This is a genomic window from Moritella sp. F3 (assembly GCF_015082335.1).
Classification (GTDB): Bacteria; Pseudomonadota; Gammaproteobacteria; order Enterobacterales; family Moritellaceae; genus Moritella.
The window spans coordinates 516,300-538,341 of sequence record NZ_BLRL01000001.1; the positions used below are offsets into that span (position 1 = coordinate 516,300).

The 22,042-nt window shown below is 40.8% G+C and carries 22 protein-coding genes; 7 read left to right on the forward strand and 15 right to left on the reverse strand.

Going from position 1 to position 22,042, the window contains the following annotated elements; translation table 11 throughout:
* Positions 1-68 precede the first annotated feature (68 nt).
* A complete protein-coding gene (locus JFU56_RS02250; RefSeq protein ID WP_198435648.1) occupies positions 69-413 on the forward strand; it encodes a DUF4156 domain-containing protein in 345 nt (114 codons plus the stop codon).
* Positions 414-428: 15 nt separating this feature from the next.
* Here JFU56_RS02250 and JFU56_RS02255 read toward each other — a convergent pair whose 3' ends face one another.
* From JFU56_RS02255 to JFU56_RS02280, 6 genes are all read right to left on the reverse strand, one after another.
* Complete coding sequence (locus tag JFU56_RS02255; RefSeq protein ID WP_198435649.1) at positions 429-1,337, reverse strand: hypothetical protein; 909 nt, start codon at positions 1,335-1,337, stop codon at positions 429-431.
* Between the two features lie 19 nt (positions 1,338-1,356).
* Complete coding sequence (locus JFU56_RS02260) at positions 1,357-1,779, reverse strand: MAPEG family protein (protein ID WP_198435650.1); 423 nt, start codon at positions 1,777-1,779, stop codon at positions 1,357-1,359.
* 295 nt (positions 1,780-2,074) lie between these two features.
* Complete coding sequence (grcA, locus tag JFU56_RS02265) at positions 2,075-2,461, reverse strand: autonomous glycyl radical cofactor GrcA (RefSeq protein ID WP_198435651.1); 387 nt, start codon at positions 2,459-2,461, stop codon at positions 2,075-2,077.
* 153 nt (positions 2,462-2,614) lie between these two features.
* Positions 2,615-3,172 (reverse strand): NAD/FAD-utilizing enzyme, encoded by a 558-nt coding sequence (locus JFU56_RS02270; RefSeq protein WP_198435652.1) that lies wholly within the window; start codon positions 3,170-3,172, stop codon positions 2,615-2,617.
* Positions 3,173-3,281: 109 nt separating this feature from the next.
* Entirely contained in the window at positions 3,282-4,016 is a 735-nt protein-coding gene (locus tag JFU56_RS02275; protein ID WP_198435653.1) for a response regulator, read from the reverse strand.
* Between the two features lie 28 nt (positions 4,017-4,044).
* Complete coding sequence (locus JFU56_RS02280) at positions 4,045-5,655, reverse strand: ATP-binding protein (RefSeq protein WP_198435654.1); 1,611 nt, start codon at positions 5,653-5,655, stop codon at positions 4,045-4,047.
* A 161-nt stretch (positions 5,656-5,816) separates the two neighbouring features.
* On the opposite strand from JFU56_RS02280, the gene JFU56_RS02285 reads away from it, so the two are divergent.
* Both JFU56_RS02285 and JFU56_RS02290 read left to right on the forward strand, forming a co-directional pair.
* On the forward strand, positions 5,817-7,361 hold the full coding sequence (locus tag JFU56_RS02285; protein ID WP_242065805.1) for a cytochrome-c peroxidase: 1,545 nt from the start codon (positions 5,817-5,819) through the stop codon (positions 7,359-7,361).
* A gap of 174 nt (positions 7,362-7,535) precedes the next feature.
* Positions 7,536-8,339, forward strand: coding sequence for an enoyl-CoA hydratase/isomerase family protein (locus JFU56_RS02290; protein WP_242065806.1), 804 nt, complete (start codon positions 7,536-7,538; stop codon positions 8,337-8,339).
* Positions 8,340-8,372: 33 nt separating this feature from the next.
* Here the strand turns inward: JFU56_RS02290 and JFU56_RS02295 are convergent, their stop codons facing one another.
* On the reverse strand, positions 8,373-8,981 hold the full coding sequence (locus JFU56_RS02295) for a TetR/AcrR family transcriptional regulator (RefSeq protein WP_198435656.1): 609 nt from the start codon (positions 8,979-8,981) through the stop codon (positions 8,373-8,375).
* Between the two features lie 166 nt (positions 8,982-9,147).
* Here JFU56_RS02295 and JFU56_RS02300 point away from each other — a divergent pair, with 166 nt between their 5' ends.
* Positions 9,148-10,197 (forward strand): MBL fold metallo-hydrolase, encoded by a 1,050-nt coding sequence (locus JFU56_RS02300; protein ID WP_198435657.1) that lies wholly within the window; start codon positions 9,148-9,150, stop codon positions 10,195-10,197.
* Here the strand turns inward: JFU56_RS02300 and gcvA are convergent.
* Positions 10,171-11,082, reverse strand: coding sequence for a transcriptional regulator GcvA (gcvA, locus tag JFU56_RS02305; protein WP_198435658.1), 912 nt, complete (start codon positions 11,080-11,082; stop codon positions 10,171-10,173). The two genes, JFU56_RS02300 and gcvA, sit on opposite strands and share 27 nt — an antisense overlap.
* 131 nt (positions 11,083-11,213) lie before the next feature.
* Here gcvA and JFU56_RS02310 point away from each other — a divergent pair, with 131 nt between their 5' ends.
* Both JFU56_RS02310 and JFU56_RS02315 read left to right on the forward strand, forming a co-directional pair.
* Complete coding sequence (locus tag JFU56_RS02310; protein WP_198435659.1) at positions 11,214-11,882, forward strand: cupin domain-containing protein; 669 nt, start codon at positions 11,214-11,216, stop codon at positions 11,880-11,882.
* 78 nt (positions 11,883-11,960) lie between these two features.
* On the forward strand, positions 11,961-13,049 hold the full coding sequence (locus JFU56_RS02315; RefSeq protein WP_198435660.1) for an FAD-dependent oxidoreductase: 1,089 nt from the start codon (positions 11,961-11,963) through the stop codon (positions 13,047-13,049).
* On the opposite strand, the gene JFU56_RS02320 is transcribed toward JFU56_RS02315, so the two are convergent.
* The 5 genes from JFU56_RS02320 to JFU56_RS02340 form a co-directional block, all read right to left on the reverse strand.
* Positions 13,032-13,478, reverse strand: coding sequence for a GNAT family N-acetyltransferase (locus tag JFU56_RS02320; protein ID WP_198435661.1), 447 nt, complete (start codon positions 13,476-13,478; stop codon positions 13,032-13,034). The two genes, JFU56_RS02315 and JFU56_RS02320, sit on opposite strands and share 18 nt — an antisense overlap.
* A 186-nt stretch (positions 13,479-13,664) precedes the next feature.
* Positions 13,665-14,972 (reverse strand): NCS2 family permease, encoded by a 1,308-nt coding sequence (locus tag JFU56_RS02325; RefSeq protein ID WP_198435662.1) that lies wholly within the window; start codon positions 14,970-14,972, stop codon positions 13,665-13,667.
* Positions 14,973-15,053: 81 nt separating this feature from the next.
* Positions 15,054-16,187, reverse strand: a complete 1,134-nt coding sequence (locus JFU56_RS02330; RefSeq protein WP_198435663.1) for an adenosine deaminase — start codon at positions 16,185-16,187, stop codon at positions 15,054-15,056.
* Between the two features lie 138 nt (positions 16,188-16,325).
* The gene (locus JFU56_RS02335; RefSeq protein ID WP_198435664.1) at positions 16,326-17,246 is read right to left on the reverse strand and encodes a LysR family transcriptional regulator; all 921 of its coding nucleotides are present in this window, start codon (positions 17,244-17,246) and stop codon (positions 16,326-16,328) included.
* Between the two features lie 62 nt (positions 17,247-17,308).
* Positions 17,309-18,520: a diguanylate cyclase gene (locus tag JFU56_RS02340; protein ID WP_198435665.1), complete on the reverse strand. Its 1,212-nt coding sequence runs from the start codon at positions 18,518-18,520 to the stop codon at positions 17,309-17,311.
* Positions 18,521-18,809: 289 nt separating this feature from the next.
* On the opposite strand from JFU56_RS02340, the gene JFU56_RS02345 reads away from it, so the two are divergent.
* Positions 18,810-19,706, forward strand: a complete 897-nt coding sequence (locus JFU56_RS02345; protein ID WP_242065807.1) for a glycosyltransferase family 2 protein — start codon at positions 18,810-18,812, stop codon at positions 19,704-19,706.
* Positions 19,707-19,820: 114 nt separating this feature from the next.
* On the opposite strand, the gene JFU56_RS02350 is transcribed toward JFU56_RS02345, so the two are convergent.
* Positions 19,821-21,092 carry a hypothetical protein gene (locus tag JFU56_RS02350; protein ID WP_198435666.1) on the reverse strand — a complete coding sequence of 424 codons (1,272 nt, stop codon included), beginning with the start codon at positions 21,090-21,092 and terminating at the stop codon, positions 19,821-19,823.
* Between the two features lie 22 nt (positions 21,093-21,114).
* The gene (gene rfbD, locus JFU56_RS02355) at positions 21,115-22,014 is read right to left on the reverse strand and encodes a dTDP-4-dehydrorhamnose reductase (RefSeq protein WP_198435667.1); all 900 of its coding nucleotides are present in this window, start codon (positions 22,012-22,014) and stop codon (positions 21,115-21,117) included.
* Between the last annotated feature and the right edge of the window lie 28 nt (positions 22,015-22,042).

Genomic DNA, 22,042 nt, shown 5'->3' on the forward strand with positions numbered 1-22,042 from the left:
CGCAACAATTGCGGCTATTTTTAAAGCGCTGTACACTTAATTATTGAAACTAAGCAACAGCGGCCTGTATGATACTCACCAATTTAAAAGCTCTATTCATTTCTATTACTTGCTTGACCCTTACCGCTTGTAGCCTATTCGATATCCAGCCATTAGATGGCACCTCTAACGTCATTAAAATTTATGATGCATATGAACATCTCGAACACTGTGTATATGTTGATGAGTTGATTGGCTCTGAAGGGACTTGGTATAATTATCTATTTATTTCCAACAAAGACCTCACGCTTGGCAGTATCCATGATTTAAAAAATCAAGCCAATGCCATGGGCGCTAATGCTATCCACATTCAATATAACTTGAGCTTTAATACATCGGTAACCTTTTTCGCTCAAGCTTATCACTGCCCGTAATGCCCAGTATTAACATCAATCCCCGTAATAACTGATTAAGCTAAAAATAATACCAACCTCTGTTTTAAAGTCATTTGACTGATTAAATTCAGTAAATGGTTCGACTTCAAAGTACATCCATGATTTATACAGTAGGTTTCGATAACGAATTGAAATAAAATAACTTTCATGAGGAATATCATCTGCGTTATTGCTTTTATTATACTGAACACCGCTGACGAGTAACTGATCTTCTCCAGTCGGTTTAATATGATAAAAGCCTATCTTTCGTCGGCTATTTGATTCGGTCTGGCGTTTTTGCCAGTTTGCAGATAAAGATAGAGCACTTTCTTCAAGCTGATAAGCTGTTGTAGTTTTTATACTTGGTTCCAAACCATCTTCTAAAAAATAATCCAAACGAGGTTGCAAGCTAAAAGTAACCTGTTGCACCTGCCAATTAAATTTCATTTCACTGCGAAGATAAACCTGGCTGCGACTAAAACCTACTCTATTTTTGACAGAACGTTGTTGATTAAATTGTTTAACGTATTGAAAAGCAATGTTTACATCCTCTTGCTCGTCATTAATATGATTAGACTCATAATCTAACAACTGTTCATCTTCTTCATCATCATTATCAATGACTAAAGACAATCTTTCACTCCATTGCGGTAAGTTCAACGACACCTTAAAATTGACATCAACATCATCTAAGTCTGCAGTACGAGGTAACCAAGATAACTGTAAATAACCTTTAGCGGAAGCCTCATCACTGTCTCTATCACTACCAATAGCATCAAACCAAGAAGCCGTGCCTTGCATCATGGTATTAAGCTGGTCTTGCAGGACGTCAGCCGTTGGTAAATCTTCTTCCGCTAAAGCAGTCTCTTCAGAGAGGGCCCTAGAAGAGGCTAATAAACAAATACAGGCAACGATTACTTTCATGTGTGATTAAGCCATTAAATCAGAGGTTCATTACTATCTGCACACTGGTTTGAATTAACAGTATTAACATAACCACTAAAGATAGTGCAAACGCACGTAAACGGTGGGGGATATAGTTAGTACCGACATGCACATAAGCATGTATGTATCTAAACACCACGTATGCAACTGACAGTCCAATAGCAAAACTATTCACTGCGCCCACCAGCACCGTAATAATACACAAACCGTAAAATACCAGCGGAGATTCAAACTGGTTATCTAAGTTATTAGATACTTGTACGACATCTTCCGGCCAAGCTTTGTTGTTTAAAGCGGTTTTATTAAAATCGACGGCCTTGGCTTTAATCGCTTTTGACTTACGTGTTATCAATAGAATATACAGTGATATAACTAACAGCATATGTCCAAGTAGTGGATATAAAATGGTTATTCCATCCATAGTGGTCTTCCCTTTTGCGTGTAAGATTTAATTAATCGACTCATTTAGTATTAATTCGCTATTCGTTAACGATTAATGAGAGATCAAATAGGTATAAAGTAAAAGCCAAACAATGGGAAATGATTAATCACAATTGAATTAAATAAGTGAGGAAAGAGTGACAGGTGTCGAATAAAGAGTTAAATAAAAAAGCCCCAGTGAAAACAGAGGCTTTAGGGACGTAATTAAGTAATACCCTTGATCATACCGCTAAGCAGTAAATACAATGGCCTTTAAACTACATCTTAAAACAGCATTACATTGTTTTAGAGAATGTACGGCTGATAACGTCTTGTTGCTGCTCAGGTGTTAATGAGTTAAAGCGCACAGCATAACCCGATACACGGATTGTTAATTGTGGGTAAGCACTTGGGTTTTTAATTGCGTCTTCAAGGGTTTCACGTGTTAGTACGTTCACGTTTAGGTGCTGACCACCTTCAATTTTTGCAGGTTCTTCAATTGCCACATCACGTGACTCAAAGTTACCCAGCTCAGCTAAAGTAACAACTGCATCTTGAGCGATAAAATCATCCACGGTACCAATACATCTTGCTTTTTCAGCACTGTTATCAATGAGCCAAATTGAATTATTAAGACGCTGATCGTCAGCTTTTGTGATTTGAATACCTTGTAATTTACTCATTGTTTTACCTTCTTGTTGTATGGATTAGCTCACCATACAACAAGAAACCTTAATAAGACAAGGGTTAATGGGAAATAAATTAATACTTTATGGGTAGTTTGAATTTCTGTGTGTTTTAAGTTAATAGTGCGTTAATTAGCAACCTTAATCCTGTTAAAAAACACGTTTTCTAACACTCTGAAAAGCATCTTGGCAGCTAACAAACCAATGTGGTACAGCTGCGCCACAACCTGCAGATTTAACCCGTGGGTGGGTTTTCATTATCACCCTAAAATTATGCTCTTGAACTGGATCAACATCGACAAACAAGATGTGCTTGCCTTTTTCTAGTAAGGTTTGAAATCGAGTAAAGCGAGAGTTCGGTTTTTTGAAACCTAAAAATCCACCTTCCCAGGTGCAAAAAATAAAACAGCAAAGCGCGATAATAATGAATGTTTCCCAACCAACAGGACCATAATGCCAGCCTGCTAAATAAGGGATCACCAAAGCCGCTAACGCTAACAAACTGCCAATACCAGCACCGATACCCGTCCCTTTAACAACGTTTTGTTTAAATAAAGGGTCTACGTTATTCAGTTTATGCTCTGAAATACTCGCGTTATCTAAGCTTAATACGTGGATTTGAGGTTCTGTAAACCCCTCTTCTTCAAGTTCCTTTTCAACCAAGACTAGTTCATTCAGGTCATCCGTTATGTAATAGTGTCTTAACATATGATTCACCACCTAATACATCAGTAATCATGACAACAAAAACGTATTTACTTGCTAAACCTTAGTTTGCTTATCCATATAAGTGAAGTACACAAGGCGAATAAAATGATTATAAGACTAATTTATAACCAACACTATAAACCGACTGCACGAGATCCATATCTGGTTTAATTTCATTTAACTTTTTGCGTAGCTTTTTCACGTGACTATCGATAGTGCGCTCACTTACGACACGATGATCTTGATAGACCTTATCAATAAGCTGTAAACGAGAAAATATTTGCCCTGGGTTATGAGCTAATATCTGTAATAAATTGAATTCAATTGCGGTTAATTCTACTGGACTACCAAAGATATGCGCTTGGTATTTATCTGGATCTAATTCAATCGCGCTAAGTGTATCAGTCGACCCCATCGCGACACTACCTGAAATATGACCCGCTACATGATTCAATATAGCACCCGTTTGATTGACGGGCTGCGACTGCGTTCGTCTTAATACTGCCTTTACCCTTGCCACAACTTCACGGGGTGAGAACGGTTTACAAATATAATCATCTGCACCTAGTTCCAAACCGATAAGCCGATCTATCTCATCAACCTTCGCGGTGAGCATTATAATCGGTACTGCTGAAAATTGGCGTATCTCTCGGCACAAGGTGATGCCATCTTTACCTGGTAGCATGAGATCTAACAAAATCAAATCAAAAGCCTGATCACGGACAAGTTCAATAACACTATTACCATCATGCACCATGACACTCGTTAAATTTGATTGCAGCAAATAATCCGCTAATAGCTGGGCAATCTTTACTTCATCTTCAACGATTAATACCTTTGACATGTTCCCTCACTTATCAGTATTAATAGGACTAATTTAAGGGTAATGTAATTCGTATACCTAATCCACCTTGCTGTGATGAAAAAGCCTGTATAGAACCTTGATGGGCATGCACTATATTCTTACAAAGAGCCAATCCCAAACCTGAACCACCCGTTTTACGATTACGTGAGCTTTCTACCCGATACAAATGTTCGAATAACTTCGCCAGCGCACTGTCGGGAACAGCAGGTATAGTGTCTTCAATAATAATCTCAGCGCTTTGTTTATGCTTAATTAAAGCAACGAATACCTCACCCGGTGCATCGGTGTATTTAAGACAGTTTGACAGCAGGTTATCTAACAGTTGATTAATACGCGTTTCGTCTGCCCATACGATAGCGGGAGTATCGCCAAATTGCGCATTAATCAGCAACCCTTTATCCGCTAATATAGTCTGATGACGACCTAAGTTTTGACTCACTAATTGCGTCAAATCCAAAGCCTTTTTTTGATAACGTAATGCCCCTATTTCAGCATTAGTCAGTTCATTAAGATCATTAATCAGTTTTTGTAAATGCGCAACTTCTTCAGATAAAGACAATAGACCAGCCTTATTTAATGGCCGAATACCATCCTCCATCGCCTCTATTTCGCCTTTCACTATCGCTAATGGAGTTCTGAGTTCGTGCGAAATATCAGCCAGCCAACGTTTCCTAGAATCCTCATTCTGCTCGAGCGTAGCGGCAAGATCATTAAAGTTACGCGCCAATGTAGCCAGCTCATCACGCCCCACAACATCTAATCGCGTTTTTAACTCGCCCTTATTTAATTTAACCACCGCCTTTTTTAGTTTAGTGATAGGTAAGACAAAATGCCGAGATAATGGCACTGTGATCATAAAAGTAAGTACAAAAACACCAATAATAATAGCCGCTATGTTCTGATTATTTTCAGCCACAAAAGCAATGTCAAATTCATCTGTTAACGCCTTACTCGGCGGTAATGCGATGTAACCAATAATTTCACCATCAAGCATGATTGCCTTGGTATTATAGTTATCCTTAAATCGACCAATGAGACTGAGCTTAGCTTTATTTAATAAACTCACTCTTTGCTCATCACGCTGTTTTTGTGGACTGAAGTTCCCTTGTCTATCAGCATAAATATCAGTATTTTCATCAACAGGATAGTGTAATCCTTGTGCTGATAACGCTAATATCATAGGCCAATAAGCAACGCCACTCCTACTTTGCCTCGGTCTTGGCGGCGGCCTATGTTCAAGTCCTCTTGGCGCCCTGTTTCTCGCATCGTTAAATTTAGTTCGTTCAGGGTGAGCATCAAATCTGTCATTATTAGGTCGATTGATACCAAGACTATGCTCATTCGGTCTATGGTTATTGCCGCGCTCATCTCGTCGTGATGATGGCAACGGAGGTGGAGGGGGTCGACGAGAAGATGCTACAAGTGTCTCCCAACTGCCTTTTTCTTGATAGAAATTAGCAAGATTATCCGCTAACAGTTGCATACTTTGAAGCTGGCGTTGATTAACGTAATTCAACATTCCACGATCAAAACTCCACTGCATCAAAGCATACAAAAGTGATAACACCATCGCGCTGGTCAGTAATAAAATAAGTAATAGCTTAGGAAATATACGCATCGAGTCTCCTGTTGGTATCTCTAAGTTATACCCTTAAATGACAACAAAGTCTCAACTTAGCAGTTGCTTGCACATTTATTCCTTATTTATTGCATCGTTCTTCCATACTTACTCAGTAAACTGGATGTAATCAAATAAAATATGAATGGATGGAATCTAATATGATATTTAAAGTAAAGCAGCCATTAACACTCGCAGTAATATTATCCCTACCATTAGCGTTATCAGGATGTGGCGACAGTGGTTCAGACAGCGAATCAAGTGACAGCAACATTGAACTAACCGAGTCAGACATGTCATTACAAACTGTCATCGATGATAAAAACCTTGATCGTTCAGCGATAGCAAACCGCGATATCCCCTCTATTACCTCTCCGCTTGCAAACTTGGGTAAAAAACTGTTTTTTAGCCAAAGCCTCGGCGGGGATTTTGATAGTGCTTGTGCCAGTTGCCACCACCCCACACTTGGGGGTGCTGATGCGTTAAGCCTGCCTATCGGGGTTGAATCAATCAATCCGCAGGTACTTGGCCAGGGACGAGAAAACAATAGCGGCCTCCCTGTTGTTCCTCGTAACAGCCCAACCATATTCAATGTCGCGTTATGGGACAGCAGTTTATTTTGGGATTCTCGTGTAGAAAGCTTAGGTAAAGAGAATAATCAAAATGGGGCGGCATCTGGCATTAGTACACCTGACAGTGGCTTTGGTGTAGCAGATAGTAATGCAGGCTCGAACTTAGTGACAGCACAAGCAAGATTCCCAGTTACTTCAAATGAAGAAATGAAAACAGCAGACTTTGAAGATGGCAGTAGTAATGATGTTATCCGCGATCACCTCGCTGCGCGCTTAGGTGATTATGACGAAGGGATTGGCGAATTAACCCGTAATCAATGGTTAGCCGAATTCCAAACGGCATTTAACAGTACTGCCGACGCTGAAGGTTTAGTTACATTTGAAAATACCGTAGAGGCGATTGGCGAGTATGAACGCTCAATGGTCTTTATCGATTCGCCGTGGCGTAATTATCTCGATGGCGATACAAACGCATTAACAGAACAACAGAAACAAGGAGCACTATTATTCTTTAATGCCCCTGAAGATGGTGGTTCTGGCTGCTCTGCCTGTCACAGTGGTCCACTATTAAGTGACGAACGCCATAACATCGTCGCCTTTCCACAAATAGGTATCGGTAAAGGCGATGGCACAAATAGTGATGATGACTTTGGCCGTGAGCGTGTCACTGGTGATGCACAGGACAGGTACAACTTTCGCACCCCGAGTTTATTAAACATAGCAACAACAGCACCTTATGGTCATGCAGGGGCATTTAACTCACTCGAAAGAGTCGTGCGTCATTATAATAATCCAAATCGTAGTATTAATGATTACGCAAATGATAATGAATGGTGCCAATTAGCTCAATTTGATCATGTCGCCAACTGTACAAACTTATACCCTAACGTGCGAACTAATGGCCAACTTGCGTTAGATAAACTCGACAATGAACGCCAAAATGGCACTTCACGATTACCCAACATTAACTTAAATAATGACGAGATTGATCAGTTGGTAGCCTTTCTTGAAAGTTTGACAGATCCTTGTATTGAAGACCGTGATTGCCTTGCGGCTTGGATAGCAGATGAGACCACGGATAACCCCGATGACCAAGTGCTTATTGGTACGGACATAAATGGCAATCCATTATAACGCATCATCTAATTACCTCGATGCAATAAACTGCATAACCTCGTGATCCAAGGTGGTAAATAACAACATAATTAATGCCTTAGATCACAGCGTTGATCATCATCATGGTCAGACAAAACACATGCTATTAATGAAACGAACCTGAAATTTAAGTTATGTTAGAGTGAAGCCCTAATGATCATTATAGAAACACAACTTAACTTTAAGGTTTATAACATGGATGATTTCATTACTTCAGTTTTGAAGGACAATATTTTAACCCTAACAATAAATCGCCCTCACGCACGTAACGCCTTAAACCAAGGCATGTATTTATTACTTGCACAAGGATTAGAACAAGCACAGCAAGATGATGCCATTCATGTCGTTACGATTAAGGGCTCGGCCGATATTTTTTGCGCGGGTAATGACATGCAAGATTTTAAAGCCATGTCGCAAGGCCAAGCGGATCAATACGGAGCCCGCTTTATGCGCGCCTTAATTAACTGTGACAAGCCAATTGTTGCAGCCGTTAACGGCTCTGCAATGGGGATCGGCACCACAATGCTACAGTTTGTCGATTTTCTTTATTTATCTCCAACGGCAATATTTCAAACCCCATTTGTAGCGATGGGGTTATGCCCGGAACTCGGGTCTAGCCAATTATTAGCACAACAAATTGGCGTGCGTAAAGCGCGAGCAATGTTACTAGCTGGCGAGCCTATGCAGGCAAATGAAGCGGTTACTTTAGGGTTTGCGAATGAAGTATGTGAATCACCAGATAATGCGGCAATACAAAGGTCTATCACACTTGCAAAACTGGCCCCAATAGCCATGCGCACCAGTAAAGCAATGTTGATGAGAGAATCTCGACAGCAACTATTAGATATCGTTGAATATGAGAATAAAAGCCTGGCTTATTTGGTTACTCAACCAGAATGCCGTGAAGCGGTTAGCGCTTTTATGGAAAAGCGCCCTACTAACTTTAGCCAGTGCTAATTAAGGCTGGCATAAACGCCAGCCTTTAAACACTTATCCGTATTGCTTTAAGATCATCTGCACTGCGGTCTCGGTTATTAAAGCAATTTTATCTGCATCGGGAAATGCCTCGCCCTGCACTATTTGTGGCCAAAAACAAAAACCTTTAATCACCGAAATAAACTGCATCACAGCTAACTCAGGATGCTCAGTCGTTAACACACCACCCGCAATCGCAGCATTAAACCAAGCAGCCAGCGGTGATTCCTGTTCATTAAAATTAGCTAAGGCTTCTTGAATTAATTCAGGTGAATGGATCGCTTCCGCAATAATAACTCTGGCCATCGCGATAAAACTTTCGTTTTGTAATTGGGCAATTTCATATTTTGCTAACAAGGTAAGTTGCTCTGCTAAGCCTTGTTCTGCGTTGTACTGCACGTGATCAAAACTGCACAATAGGTTCATCATTTTCAACATGATGGCACTAAACAGTACTTCTTTACTGGCAAAGTGATTATAAACAGTACGCTTTGAGACCTCTGCACGTTTCGCTATATCGTCCATACTTGTCGCTTTGAAACCTTTAGCTTGGAACTCTAACATCGCAGAATCGAGTACAGCGGCTCTTTTAAGTTCTGAGCGTGACATATTTTTTTCTTTCATTTTCAGCTTCTTAAATAATAGTTCAATCGAGTATATGTATTATTTTACACTGATGAGTTTACTTTTCAAAACAAATAAATAAACTACACCGTATAGTTTACTTATTTTAATCACAGTTATGACGAAATTTACAACGTTTATTCTACTCGCGTTAATCGGAGGCATTATGTCTACAGCGACAGCATCAAATACAAGTTCAGAATTCCAATCGAGTCCTGCGCATCATAATGCCAAAGGTGGTTTTTTAAATACCGCACCAGATTTTAAAGCAGATACGCCTATCTTACCGTTACTTGTTCGCTATATCCGTGAAGAGCGTGCAGATGCCGAACCGATTAACCCAATCCCGTTGTCACCATTAACAACCACACAGCTAGAGCAGCTGCCATTATCGAGTGATAGCTTGATCCGCCTTGGTCATTCCAGTATTTATTTACAGCTTTCTGGACAGCGCTGGCTAATCGACCCAGTGTTTAGTGAACGTGCTTCACCCGTTAACTTCGCAGGGCCAAAACGATTTCATCAGCCACCTATTACTTTGGCACAATTACCAACAATTGATGGCGTGATGATCTCTCACGATCATTATGATCACCTTGATAAAGCGTCGATTAAATACTTAGCTGAAAACGTAAAACACTTTGTCGTACCACTGGGTGTGAGTGCCCATTTGCAAGATTGGGGCGTTAAAGCAGATCGTATTCACAGCTTAGATTGGTGGCAATCGGTCACCATAAATGATGTAAAAATCACCGCAACACCAACGCAGCATTTTTCTGGACGTGGACTGTTTGATAAAAACGACACTTTGTGGGCGTCTTACGTTATTGAATCGACAAACAGCAAGTTATTCTTTAGTGGCGATTCTGGTTATTTTTCTGGTTTTAAAGAGATTGGCGACCGCTTAGGTCCTTTTGATATCACTATGGTTGAAACCGGTGCTTATGATAAAGACTGGGCTACGATTCATATGACCCCAGATGAAAGCCTACAAGCCCACAGAGATCTGCGTGGTAAGCAGATGATGCCAATCCATAACGGTACGTTTGATTTAGCATTCCACAGTTGGTATGAACCATTGGTACGTATATCCGCATTAGCACAAGCCGCCGATATACCGCTTGTCACACCTATCATGGGCCAAATTATTTCCGTGAATGATATTGCAGATACGCCATCTTGGTGGACTTCACTGTATAACGGCACTCGTATCTAATAGCCAAGCTTTGAAGGCCTGAACTTTTTCTAACGCATCTTGTTCAGGTCGCCAAACAACATAATAAGCCAATTCAGTACTGCTATTAAGCGTTGGAAATGGTTTCACTAATCGCCCACAAGCAAGGTCATCTTTAACTAATACACTACGACCCAATGCGACCCCCTGCCCAGCCACCGCAGCTTGAATTACCGATGCCGAGTTATTAATTTTCAATCCTTTATTCGTTTCAACATCATCAACGCTCTGTTCACTTAGCCAACTAGACCAAGTCGGAAACCCCGAACTTATCGGCATAGAATGATCGTGTAATAAGGGGAAATCCACTAAATCTGTCGGTAACGCCAACCCTTGTTTGATTAGATCCGGCGAGCACACAGGGAAAATATCTTCCCGCATCAACAATGTCTGTGACAAGCCTGGCCAATTGCCTTTGCCATAACGCACTCCGATATCTATGTCTTCGGCAAAGTAATCAACAGAGCGAGAATTGGTATTTAAGCGAAGGTCATAATCAGGATACTTAAACTGAAAATCATCAATGCGCATTAATAGCCATTTTGCAGCAAATGCAGGGCTCACCGACACCGTAATGGCATTATTGATAATCGGTTTTTGTAACAGCGCTAGGCCCTGAGATATATGCTCTAAACCAAGCCTTATTTCAGGCAGTGCAAGCTTAGCCTGTTCCGTCAATGTTAAACGTGAAGCCCCGCTGGTGGCACGAATAAACAAGGAGACGTCTAACCACTCTTCCAATAAACGGACTTGCTGACCAATTGCTGCTGGGGTGACATTGAGTTCTTTTGCCGCCAAAGAAAAACTAAGATGTCTTGCAGATGCTTCAAACGCACGAACTGCATTTAAATGGGCTATATTTTGCATTTACAATGCTACCTCACTTCAATTTAACGCTAAAGAAAAACTATACCGCCAGTATAGAAGTAGTGCTTTGTTATATGCAAAGAATAAATCCATAATTACAACATAAAGACACTTCATCTGTGGAAAACGATATGAACATTAATAACGACCTAACCCTACCCGCGACAGTATTCTTTAATGAATCGACTTGGGTACCCTCTCCGCTTAAAGGTGTATCACGTAAAATGTTAGAACGTGATGGCGCTGAGTTTGCAGCGACCCCTACAACACTTGTTGCTTATGAGGCGAACAGTCATTTCACTAACCATGTGCATACCGGTGGTGAAGAGTTTTTGGTATTAGAAGGTGTGTTTGCAGACGAACACGGTGAATATCCTATTGGTACATATAAGCGAAACCCTGTCGGTACAGAGCACGCTCCGATAGTCAAAGACGGCTGCATGATCATCGTTAAACTGGGGCAGTTTCAAAATGGTGATAACCAAGATGTGGAAATTAACACCGCTGACCAAGTTTTTATCCAAGATGAAAACCGTACTGCAGTGCAATATCAATCGCTTCACACATTTAAACAAGAAGTTGTTCGTTTAGAACGCTGGGCAAGTAATTCACATATCAGTCTAAACAATATAGGTGGGATTGAAGTGCTTGTTGTTAATGGTGAGTTCAGTCATCAAGGCGACGTTTATCGACAGTTTGATTGGCTACGTTTACCGATTGGCGAAGCGCTAGATATCACAACCACTTCTGACGACTGTACAGTTTGGATTAAAACAGGTCATCACAGCTATCGTTTATAAGAAGTTGTTTATAGAAAGTCGTCTATAAGAAGTCGTTGTATAAAGGCCGCTTATTAAAATACTTGGATACTCAAAAATATGAAAACTGAATTTGTCATTATTGGCGGTGGATTAAGCGGTTTATATACAGCTTATTTATTAGAACAGCTTGGTAAAGACTATATTTTACTCGAAGGTCGAGCGCGGCTGGGTGGCCGAATATATACCGAAGACAAGTTTGATATGGGACCGTCTTGGTTTTGGCCTGATATGCACCCGCGTATTACTCAATTGATTGATAAACTGCAGCTACAGGCATTCCCACAGCATGATAAAGGTGCGTTTTTGTTTGATAAACACGAGGACAAACCACCGCTACGTTATGAATCAGGTTACGCAGGTTCGCCACAATCAATGCGTGTTGCTGGTGGCATGCAAACTGTTATTGATGGTATTAAAGCTAAGCTAAGCAATGAAGGGATCATCTATAACGCTAAGGTCTCTCACGTCGAACACAATGCTGAAGAACAAGATAGTTATTCTATTGTTACAGCTGAAATAGACGGTGAACCACAGACAATACAAGCACGTCAGGTTATCTTTGCGATGCCATTACGTTTACTTGAAAATAGTATTACGTTATCACCAGCATTGCCGAAAAAAGTACAGCAAAAGTTCGCCTCGACAGCGACATGGATGGCAGCACATGCGAAGTTTTTTGCTATTTACGATACTCCATTCTGGCGTGAGACGGGATTGTCTGGATCTGCAAGTAGCCAAATAGGTCCGTTAGCCGAAATCCATGATGCCAGTACTGTTGATGGCACAGGTGCATTGTTTGGTTTTGTCGGGGCCGATGCTCATACTCGTCAATCTGCAGGTCATGAGCTAATAAAATCGTTAGCCGTAAAGCAACTCGTACGTATTTATGGTGAACAAGCGGCTCAACCGATAGATGTGAAGTTAGTCGACTGGAGCCAAGAAACCATGACTGCAACGGATGCCGATAAAAGCGCACCCAATGCTCATCCGCATTATGGCTTACGTGATGTGCAATCAGCGCTAGCGCCTGTTTATCAACAAGGCTGGTACTTTGCAGGCACAGAAGTTGCTGGAGAAAACGGCGGTTATATCGAAGGCGCGCTAGAGGCTGCTGAAGCAGTAATCGCTTTAAGCGTTAGTAAATAGCGCTCGAGACATATAAACAAATTGGCTATCACTGTTATCGATGATAAAACCAAAACGGGAATATAACTCACCAACTCGATTACCTTGTAAATGGCTTAGTTTACAGGGTAATTGTTTCTCTTCGGCAAGTGTAATGAGCTGGTTTAATACCTTGCTACCAATGCCTTTACCTTGATGCTTCGGTAATAAGAAAAACCGACAAAAGTTAATATGATCAGTGTTAACTTCAATTTTAAAACTACCTACAGCGATACCATCAATACAGATCAACATAGGTTTACCAGCCGCCCATTCCTCTGCATGCATTTGTTGCTGTAGTGCTTCATCCCAACCAAAAATAGCTTTAATTGGTCCATATTCAGCGGACTTTTTTAAGTTAAACGCGAAGTCATAATCTTGCTCGGTAGCGAGTCTGTATTCAAGGTTCATGGGATGTCTATATTCTGAAATAGTTTTGAAGAATTAGCTAAAACGGAGAATACCTATAAGTGACTAATATAACAAGTGTATTTAATATGAATGCAGAAACAAAAAAGCCAACGTAAACCTAAGTATACGTTGGCTTTCATCACTATTAATTAATCACTCGACTATCAACTAATAATTACATTAAGGTTAATGGCTAGCGACAACTGAGAAGTAGTAAATCATCGCTAATGCAATCACATACACTGACCAATGATCTTCTTTCATTCGGCCTGTTACGATCTTAAGGAAAGCATAAACAACCATCGCAGCAGCAATGCCGTTACCAGAGTTAAAGCTAAAAATAGTCATCGCTACGCAGATGAACGCAGGGAAATATTCGGTAATATCATCGTAGTTCACTTTCTTCATAGACGACATCATCGAGAAGCCAATGTAAATAAGCACAGGCGCAGTGGCTACCGTTGGGATCATCGTTGCTAATGGCGATAAGAACAGTGTAAACAAGAATAGAATAGCTGTAACAACCGCAGTGAAACCAGTACGACCGCCCGCTTCAACACCCGCTGAGCTTTCTAGATATGTAGTCAGTACCGGACATGAGAAGAATGAACCAAATGTCGTTGCACATGAATCAACGTGGAAGTTCTTTTCGATACTAGGCAAGTTACCATTTTTATCTAAATAACCTGCTTGTGAACCCACACCCAGCAGCGTGCCTAACGTCGAGAAGAAATCAGGAATAAAGAAAGCTAATAAGAAAGGTAAATATTTCGGGTCTAAGGCACCTAAAATATCAATTTCAAACAGCATACCTTCCATACTACCCGGCATAGCAAACAATGATTCAGGTACTTTAGCGAGGCCAAACGGAATACTAATCGCCGTCGTAATCAAGATAGCTAAGATGATACCGCCACGGGTTTTCTTCGCTACAAAGAACATAACTAAGAAGAAACCAACCATCGACATCAGCGCTTTAGCAGAAGATAAGTCACCAAGATTAAGTACATTCTTCGATGGGTTGGCAATGACAATACCCGCTTGTTTCAAGCCCAGTAACGCAATAAACAAACCAATACCAACACCAACAGATACCTTTATGCTGTGTGGGATAACGCGCACAATAAAATCACGAATACCCAAGAATGATACTGCCATAAAGATAGCACCACTGATAAACACAATACCCGAGGCAATACTCAGTGGCACACCGTCACCTAACAAGGTAAACGAGAAGATCGCAACACTGCCTAAACCAGGGCCAAGTACAAATGGACGGTTAGTATAAAACGCCATTGCCAAGGTCGTCAGCACTGTCATCACAATCGTCACCGTCATCGCAGCTGAAAAAGGTAACCCACCTTTACTCAACATACCCGGAACAACGGCAATCAGATAAGCCATCGTGGCAAACGTTGTAAAACCAGCAATTACCTCAGTCCTTAAGTCTGTATTATTCTTCTCAAACTCAAAGAACTCCTTTATTTTATTCATTACCGATTTCCTTTCTATTTAAAGTTTATGCAAGATGTCAAAATTGTTTACTGATTATTTACCGATCATTTAAATATCAAATTAAGCTTTATTCACGTAAATCTTTTTCTTTGAAACTGAATTCCGACGATACTCAATCAACTGCTCCGGCGTAATGTTTGGCTCTTGGTCTATTTGAGCTCGAAGTAAATCAAACTCAATCACCCATTCAATCGACCATTGTGTTTTGATGTCTTTTGGTAACCAACTCGCTCCGATACTATTTAGCATAAAGTGTTTCAAGCTTTCGATATCAAAACCAAAGTCTTCCACCATCACGCGGTAACAGTTAGTACTGTCCGTCGCATGCATGTGCCAATCATCGGTACAGGGAATAATATTTAATCCCGCTTTAGCCATATCACGGATCGGATGCTTAACCTGCCATTCACTATGTTCAGGCCACAGGCTTAAGAAATAGGTATTTGACGGCACCACGGTAAACGGAATACCTTGCTTAGCATATTGCGCAGTCAACTCAGGGTTATCGATAATACTGTAGCCGTGATCAATCCGATCAACTTCGACTAACTCAATACCAGCAACCACATTTCGCCAATGTAAACCAAACTCAGAACAGTGCGCTGTGAGTTTATAACCATTGTCTTGTGCTAATCGATAAGCTTGCCAGAATTGCTCTACCGATGCGTTATGCTCTTTATAGTCAATGCCAATACCCAGTACATAAGGATGTGGATGTTGTAACATCATTTCGACCATGTCCACGGCAAGTTCAGGTGACTTTTCACGATTGATAGAAGGGATAAGGCGGATGGTGATATTAAATTGCTGTAAGGATTTTTCGATGCCTCGAACGAGGGCTTGATTTACATTTTGGTAACTAAGGTGTGTATCAGAAGGGTTCCAAAAAGTTTCAATATAACGAACACCACAAGCATGGGCATCTTCAGCTACTTCTAACAGTACGCGTTCATAGTCTTCGGCTTCTTGCATCAATTCATATAGGAACGTTAACGCCGCGATCCCCCCTTTCGTTGAGCCCGTTTCAGCTTTATGTGCACGGTAATAGCCTTTAGCTTCAAGTTCAGACAAAGGATAATCATACTTTTTCGCAAAGGCCAGCATGGTCTCTAAGCGTACACCGCCAAGCAAATGATAATGTAAGTCGGCTTTAGGGAACTGACTTAAAAACTGATGAAATGATATTTGACTCACAGCGACCTTCTAAACAGAGTGGGTAAGCCGTGAGTATCGCTGATTTAGTCTCAAGAAAGAAATGCAAAAAATGGTATGCCAATGCAAAAATAGCATCACCGAGATAAGGAATACATAACCAACATTAGAACATGATAATTAAGCCGTATAAAAGGCATCTACAATTCCCCAGCCATCATTGGTTTTATCTTGTAAAGTACGCCAAAACTGTTCAGCTTCTACCGATAAACGCGCTCGATTGCGGTATAAGCGAACTTGATAAGGAATGCGATATACAGCAGGGGTAATCGGCACTAATTTACCCGACCTTAGTTCATCTTTAATCAAGCAATCTGGTAGCCATGCAACCCCCTTACCTCTTAGAGCCATCTCTTTGTGCAACTGACACACCGATGATTCAAATACCGGATGACAATTAAAAGTCGGTTGTTGCATCTGCGCACTGCTAATCAGTCGTGCGCTATAGCTTTCTGAAGAGTAGCGTAAATACGGTACAGACTCTTCCCCAAGTTGATACATAGGTAAACCAACATCATCGGCTTTCGTCACCAGTAGGAAATCACCGCCACCTAAAAACAGGTTTTGATACGGTGGTTGTAACAAGGATAAAATATCAAACGCAAACAGAAAGTCACACTCGCCATTGGCTAATGATTTAACGGCTAAATCAACCCGTAAAATATCGACACTGTAAGTCAAAGATTGCGGGGATTCAGCAATATCCATTAGTTCGATTAACGTCGGCGAAGAAAGTGAATGTGGCGATGCAATACGTAGAGGATCAAGGATTGGTTGATCAATGCCATTTATTTGATCTAAGCCTTGATTAAGCTGTTTCAACAAACTCTGTGCCAAACTACGAAATTGTTTACCTGCGGGCGTAAAGCGGATCGGTTGTGAACTGCGGTCGACCAACTGCTGGCCAACCGCCGCTTCAAGGGCTTTAATATGCCGACCAAAAGCGGGTTGAGTAATGTGCCTCAATTGCGCCGCTTTGGAAAAGTTGCGAGTTTCATTGAGGATTAGAAAATCCTCTAACCATTTACTGTCAAAACTCATCCTGCAACTCCTTGCTAAATTGAACGACTATTGTAACAACACACTCCCAAGGATAAAAACGATTAACTGCATAAATTATTACGCCCCTTCGACTTACTGCGATAAAGTGCATTGTCAGCTAATCGTAATAGCGTCGAGTGATCAACGTCCTCGGTTGCTTTTAACGTCGCGATACCCAAACTACAAGTGATGTATTGAGAACAGCTTGAGTACGCATGTAAAATATGTAATTCCTCGATCGAGATAATGAGCCTTTGCATAAACAAAGCTGCCTCTTGCTCGGTACAATCAACCATAATAATCGCGAACTCTTCACCACCATAACGCGCAACGGTATCTGACGAACGTTGTACATTCATATTTAAACAGTTGGCGACTTGTTTAATCACCTCATCACCGGCTTGATGACCATAGTTATCGTTATATAGCTTAAAATAATCAATATCGAGCATCGCCAACGATACCGAGCCACCCTTACGAAAAGCGCGTTTCCATTCAATTTTAAGTTTATCATCAAAATGACGACGATTAGCCAAACCAGTTAAACCATCGGTGCGGGCTTGTTTTTCTAATTTTGATTCAAACGAGCGCTCAACAATTCTCACCGCAAGCGTGCCAATCGCGATCATAATTAACAGCGCAGGGATAATCACAGCACCAATTGCCATCATCACTTTCTCGGTTTTTTTATCAAGTACCTCAACATCAATATGGATCCACAATGTCGCATCAATATCAGGCAATGAGTATTGATAAATAGCCTCCATGTATCCATCTTCAGTATATTTGACCACACTACGTGATGGTTGATTCTCAGTACTAAAATCAGCATCAATATCTGGCGTGATTAATAATATATCGACATAATCGTGTTTCATGGCTAATGCTTCTTGCTTACGCTGGTAGTTAATATCAATCACATTACCCACAAACGACTTTTCGGGATGCGCTATCACCTCACCGTTTTCGTTAACAAGACAGACATAGTTACTCGGGTCATAGCTGCTGCCTTGAAAAATACCTTGAAATTGAGTGATAACATCTTCAGCCGCGGTGCCCTGACGAATACTCGTTTTTGTGAATGCTTCAAACTTTAATGCTTGTTGTTCATTCTGCTCCATCGCGACATCAAAAAGCGCATTCCATACCAGGTCATAGGTAATCGGCATGGCAATGGCAACAACACTCGAAATCACGAATGCTAACGCAATAAATGTAGCGACAACCGCTTGCTTAGCATTATTTATAGAGCACCTAAATGGTATTTTCAACATAACTAACCTAATAATAACAAAATACAGACTTAAAATAATTTTGGATATTAGCAAATACCCTACTTTTAAACCACGATTAAAAACATAAAGTAAGAGTTATTATTCAACACGTTAGGTTAATCACATCAGTATTATTCCAGAGCACCTCCAGACATAAAACACGATAAATCTTAATAAAGTTAACCAGCGTATCGATATAAAGCGAGGGATAATACAACAAGCCAGAGCAAAGCAGCTGTTGTGTCACTACAATTATGATAAGACCATCATTTGTTAGGTGAAAACAGACATGCTGATATCGATTTGTATGTGTACATATCAAAGAGAGCATGTCGTCAATACACTACAAAGTATTGCGGCATTGCGTCTACCTGAACACGTCAGTCTCGAAGTGATTGTCGTAGATAATGACGAACAAGGTTATGCCGAAATGCTCGTCAAAGGCCAAGCTAATATCATGGATATTCCTGTTTTTTACCGTCAAGAATCGGCAAAAAATATTGCTTTGGCACGTAACTGTTCCATCAATGATACCCAAGGGGAATGGGTCGCATTTATTGATGATGATGAAATAGCTGATCCAGACTGGCTCGCTAATCTATTATCCACCGCACAAACTTTTAAAGCTGATGCTGTATTCGGCCAAGTTAAATCAACCTATCCGAGCAACACCCCACAATGGATCATTGATTCTGGTGTATTTGAACGCCCTGCGGTGACTAACGGCCAAGAAGTCACGAGTGGTGCGACTAATTCGACTCTAATCAACCAAGCAGCCATAAAGAAATACCAACTCCGATTTGATGCTGATTATGGCTTAACGGGTGGCGAAGATGCTGATTTCTTTTATCGTTTGTATCAACATGGCGGTAAACTTGTTTGCTCAAATGAGGCATTTGTTAGTGAAGAAGTCGCTAATAACCGATTAAATATCAAGTATCTATTAAAAAGGGCTATACGCATAGGTGAAACTTACACCCGTTATCGTATGCAGCAGGCACCGTTAGTGAATAAATTCGCCTATTTATGTGACGTACTTTTCAAACTGATTATATTGTTGTTTATCGTATTAATAAAACTTCCCTTTGGGCAATCTAAATATGCAAAACCATTATTACAACTGGTTGATAAATACGGCAAGATAAGAGCCTTGTTCAGCACTAATACGGTAAAGCTATACAGTTAATTGCTACCATTATAGATAGATAACCCGACAAAATAAAAAGCGAGTCACCATCACAGTGACTCGCTTTTTATTAACTAGATCTTGCGCCTAAAATACAGGACAAAGCGGTCTATTCTACCCTAAGCTAACGCGTTTAAGCTGGTTTAATTCTAAGCGCTGTTTTTCCAATACCATTTCACTGAACCGTTGTCGTAATTCGCAGCCGTCTTTATGACCTAATATCTCCACTTGATGGAATAGGATGGGCTCGCCTTTATTAACATCAACCAGTAATGTAGCACCGGTTGCTAAGCCGAGAGGTAGTGCATGATCGTTGACTGAGCATTCAGCACTGGTCATCTCACCGTAATAATCATAACCACCAATACAATCAAGTTTATCGCCTTTTTTCAGGTCCCGCTTAGCGCGAGTCACAACATCCGATACTGGCGCCCCCATTGGACGAACCACAGATTGATGCTCAACAACATTCACGTATAAGCCGTACAAAGCTTCAATCCCCGGCATATGATACGGTAAATACAGCAAGTAATTAGGGCCATCACCCATTTTATAGTAAGACAGTGAATCTAATATCTCAGGTTTATCAGTGGAAATGACCGCAAATACTCCACCACTGGGCTCAACGCCGCAAACAACTTCAATGACACCCGTTTGATTCAAAATCCCACCGTCTTCTTTTAGCTTTAATAAACCAACAATATCTTCAAGTGTGCCTTTGGCTAAATGCATACCAGGTATATCAGCCACTAAGCCCGTTGCATTAGAAACAATAGTCATCTCCATCGACATTTTCGAGCCGTCCGCAAAAGACGCTATCATTGTTGGTTTTTGGCCTGACTTTTCAGCCCAAGGTAATACTGAATCAGGGTTAGCAAAGGAGTCATGGAAGCCTTTAAATTTTCCCACGGCCACAATCCCAAAACCCAGCACATCAGCATAATTATACAGATGCTTAATTAAGCCCGGTTCATCACCCCACATGTTACTGTAGATCAAATCTTTTTCGCGAAAGAGCTCGGCAAGTACAGGCCCAACAAGTGCATCCGTTTCAGCGCTGACCACAAAGTGTTTATTCGCCGCTAGCGTCGCAAGCGCAAGTTCACAACCAAACTCTGTGTCACCCGTTAGTTCAACCACAATATCAGCGTCACTGCCGCAAAACTCTTCCAGATTATCGGCAATAATAGATAAGGGTAAATTAGCGTCCTTGAGTAAAGCAATGATAGGCGCCCGCGTTTTGGAATAAATCGAAACAACATCAATAAAATCCAGCAGCGTGATCTGTTGTATCAAGCCCTTACTGATATACCCAGCACCTGCAATAGCAACTTTAATATTCCCATGTTCGACTTTATATGCATCTAATAAATTACGATTAATCATTGATTTTCCCCAGCAGTAAAAGTTATGCCATTGTTATTGCAATAACATGACGTAACTTACACCGCCAATCCGAAGGTCTAAAGATCGGTGATATTTTATGACAATTTAAAATGCCATTTTTAGGCCTAGTGGCAATGGAAGCATACTCTACACTCGTCACCCCAATTAAATTTCGGCCCTGCTCACCGGATTGGTATTTATCTAACTCTTCAAAAATAGCGCAAGCAAAATCGAACCAACTTACCCCACTATATCGATCATTATCACCATCACTACAGAAGTTATAATCACCAAATCGATAACGGCCCGTTGCCGCCTGATAGTCCTTAGCGATATCAACAACTAAATTTGCCAGATCACCTGCATAAGTTGGACAGCCGACTTGATCGTTAACAACACGAATCGGCGCATTCTTACGGCTAAGTAATAACATCGTCGTGACAAAGTTTTGCCCATACTCACTAAAAACCCAAGAGGTGCGAATAATGATGTAACGACTCAAATAAGTCTTTATATATTGTTCACCTTGCAGCTTTGTACGCCCGTATACGTTCAAAGGAGCTGGTCTATCGGCTTCCAAATAAGCATTATGATTGTGACCATCAAAAATATATTCCGTCGAAAAATGAATCAATAGTGCACCTAGGTTATGGCATTGTAGTGCCAACAAATAAGGCCCATAAGCATTAACCGATTCAGCCACTACCGCATCATATTCAGCCCTATCCACATCGGTATAACCCGATGCGTTAATCACCAAATCAGGCCTAAAACTCTTGAATACATTCTCAACCTGCTGTGCATTAGTAATATCTAATGTGTCTATATCTGTAAATAGCACATCCCAACATTGATCTTGTATACGGTCTTTTATCGCTTGGCCTACCTGCCCTTCTTGCCCTATAACTAATAGTCGATACATAAAGGTCGCCATTACTTAACATCTCTTA